This is a genomic window from Bacteroidota bacterium (genome assembly GCA_041658205.1).
GTDB lineage: Bacteria > Bacteroidota > Ignavibacteria > UBA10030 > UBA8401 > UBA8401.
Genome location: JBBAAO010000007.1, coordinates 1 through 2,836 on the forward strand (window position 1 = coordinate 1; position 2,836 = coordinate 2,836).

At 36.7% G+C, this 2,836-nt stretch carries 3 protein-coding genes; all 3 read left to right on the forward strand.

Features of this window, described 5'->3' with window-relative positions:
• Positions 1-146 precede the first annotated feature (146 nt).
• The 3 genes from WDA22_17645 (at position 147) to WDA22_17655 (ending at position 2,659) form a co-directional block, all read left to right on the forward strand.
• Complete coding sequence (locus WDA22_17645) at positions 147-629, forward strand: hypothetical protein (protein ID MFA5835308.1); 483 nt, start codon at positions 147-149, stop codon at positions 627-629.
• Positions 630-1,159: 530 nt separating this feature from the next.
• Positions 1,160-1,813 (forward strand): hypothetical protein, encoded by a 654-nt coding sequence (locus tag WDA22_17650; GenBank protein MFA5835309.1) that lies wholly within the window; start codon positions 1,160-1,162, stop codon positions 1,811-1,813.
• Between the two features lie 192 nt (positions 1,814-2,005).
• Positions 2,006-2,659: a hypothetical protein gene (locus tag WDA22_17655; GenBank protein MFA5835310.1), complete on the forward strand. Its 654-nt coding sequence runs from the start codon at positions 2,006-2,008 to the stop codon at positions 2,657-2,659.
• Positions 2,660-2,836 lie beyond the last annotated feature (177 nt).

The following is a 2,836-nucleotide window of genomic DNA, read 5'->3' on the forward strand; positions in this document are numbered from 1 at the left end:
TGGTTTTCAATCGAAAGTTGTAAAACGAGAACACAACATACGATTACGGAAGAAATCAGCAAATTACAAAATTCATTTCGTGGCCGCGATAAAACGTTACCACGCAACTTAGCTCCAGTCCGTTAGGCGCCAGAAAATCGACATCAATGAAAAACTTATTAATTGGAATATTTTTATCGTTTGTGGGTTGTTCTACATCTCACATTGATAAAGGTAACGATATTCAAGAAGTTAAAGTTCATTTGCATCACGGATATTATGATGATGTGAATACTTTTGAACAGAGTTTAACAAAGGATTTGATTCCAGATACGATCAAGATATCGTTTTGGTTTACGAAGAGAGAACAAGAAATAATATTAACGAAAGCCGAGAGAATAGGTTTTTTCAACTTTCCAGATACTTTTTTTGCTAAACCAAACGAAATGCAATTACCAGATTATGGTGCTCAAACATTACGTATAAAATCCAGGAATAAAGATAAAACTGTTGTTTGGTTTAACCCAACTGACGAATTGAGATTTAAATATTTCGTATTACTTCGAGAATTAAAAATCTTGATCCTTGATATTATCGAATCAAAGCCAGAGTATAAAATTCTTCCCGAAAGAAAAGGGGGTTATCAATGAATGTTCTGGCGCCTAACCAGTCGCTCAACCTGACGTGGTAACCGCGGCGCACTTTGAGTTTTAAGTGTTGAGTTCTCAAATGACAACTTACGATACGAACAGTTATCAGCAATTTAAAAACAGAATCCCACGCGCTGGAACGTTACCACGCAGGTTAGCTCCAGTCCGTTAGCCCGCTCTGCCGGCGGCAAAATAAAATGTTGCTCAAGTTTTGCAGTTCAATTTGAGCTTTGTTGTAGAATTAAAAAAACAAATAAACAGATCTTTGACATTCAAAAGTTGTTGTTCAATTCAACGTGGCTTACGCCAGCCGCCAGCAGTGTAGCTCAAGAAAAAATAGTTGCTGCGGGCTAACCAGTCACTCAAACTGACGTTGTGACCGCGTCCGCAATTTTGTTATTCAAAGTTGAAATTTCTAAACACAACATAGGTCAACGGTAGTTATCGGCAAATTAATCAACCATTGCGTCCGCGACACAACGTCACAACGCAGTTTAGTTCCAGTCCGTTAGGTGGCAAGAATGAGTATTATGAAAACCAAAATTATTTCACTTATACCTTTTGTATTGATCTTAATGCTGAATAGCTGTGACAACATTAATCAATCAGCAGATAATGATAATCGGATTTTACTTTTAGACGGATATATCAAACCGGCAACAAAGGTAGTTTATGGAAGAATAGAAGTATCTACTTTGAAAACTGTGAATGGAAAGGCTGTAGAGGTTGTTTGGGACCAGTGTCAAATAGATTCTTTAGGGCATTTTAAACTCGTTGTTCTGCCATTACCAGATGATTGTCTGAAACCTGTCAACCTACTCTATCAATCGTCAAATGGAAGTATTAATATTAGCGACACATCAGCTCAAATTGGAAGAATTACTTTTTTTCCAATTTACTGCAAGGACTCCACATTTTATAGTGCTGAAGTATGGTCTGATTCAGTAGTAATGACCAAACATATTTCCTTCATATACTCCACTAAGGACGTCAATATTCTTGGAAGGGATTCTGTGAAAGATGCGTCATCAGACATTTACATTTCCGAATATAATGTAATGATGAAAAAGGGGTGGAATAAAGTTGTGCATCAATATTTGGCATATCCGGCTTCAACTGGAACACATTACTTAGTCTATGTAGATAATCAGATCAATGGTTATTGGTTAGTTCCGAATTATTAATGTTGCTTGCCACCTAACCAGTCGCTCAAGTTGACGTGGTAACCGCGAACGCGAATTTTGTATTCAAAGTTGAAATATTCAAGCACAACATACGATTGTGGTAGTTTTAAATTTATTAATTAAGTTCGCGTTCGCGTAAAAACGTTACCACGCAACTTAGCTCCAGTCCGTTAGGTGGCAAGAATGAGTATTATGAAAACCAAAATTATTTCACTTATACCTTTTGTATTGATCTTAATGCTGAATAGCTGTGACAACATTAATCAATCAGCAGATAATGATAATCGGATTTTACTTTTAGACGGATATATCAAACCGGCAACAAAGGTAGTTTATGGAAGAATAGAAGTATCTACTTTGAAAACTGTGAATGGAAAGGCTGTAGAGGTTGTTTGGGACCAGTGTCAAATAGATTCTTTAGGGCATTTTAAACTCGTTGTTCTGCCATTACCAGATGATTGTCTGAAACCTGTCAACCTACTCTATCAATCGTCAAATGGAAGTATTAATATTAGCGACACATCAGCTCAAATTGGAAGAATTACTTTTTTTCCAATTTACTGCAAGGACTCCACATTTTATAGTGCTGAAGTATGGTCTGATTCAGTAGTAATGACCAAACATATTTCCTTCATATACTCCACTAAGGACGTCAATATTCTTGGAAGGGATTCTGTGAAAGATGCGTCATCAGACATTTACATTTCCGAATATAATGTAATGATGAAAAAGGGGTGGAATAAAGTTGTGCATCAATATTTGGCATATCCGGCTTCAACTGGAACACATTACTTAGTCTATGTAGATAATCAGATCAATGGTTATTGGTTAGTTCCGAATTATTAATGTTGCTTGCCACCTAACCAGTCGCTCAAGTTGACGTGGTAACCGCGAACGCGAATTTTGTATTCAAAGTTGAAATATTCAAGCACAACATACGATTGTGGTAGTTTTAAATTTATTAATTAAGTTCGCGTTCGCGTAAAAACGTTACCACGCAACTTAGCTCCAGTCCGTTAGGTG

Excerpts from the sequence above, each read along its gene's own strand:
- WDA22_17655 (MFA5835310.1), top strand. The coding sequence starts at position 2,006 with ATGAAAACCAAAATTATTTCACTTATACCTTTTGTATTGATCTTAATG.
- WDA22_17650 (MFA5835309.1), top strand. The coding sequence starts at position 1,160 with ATGAAAACCAAAATTATTTCACTTATACCTTTTGTATTGATCTTAATG.
- WDA22_17645 (MFA5835308.1), top strand. The coding sequence starts at position 147 with ATGAAAAACTTATTAATTGGAATATTTTTATCGTTTGTGGGTTGTTCT.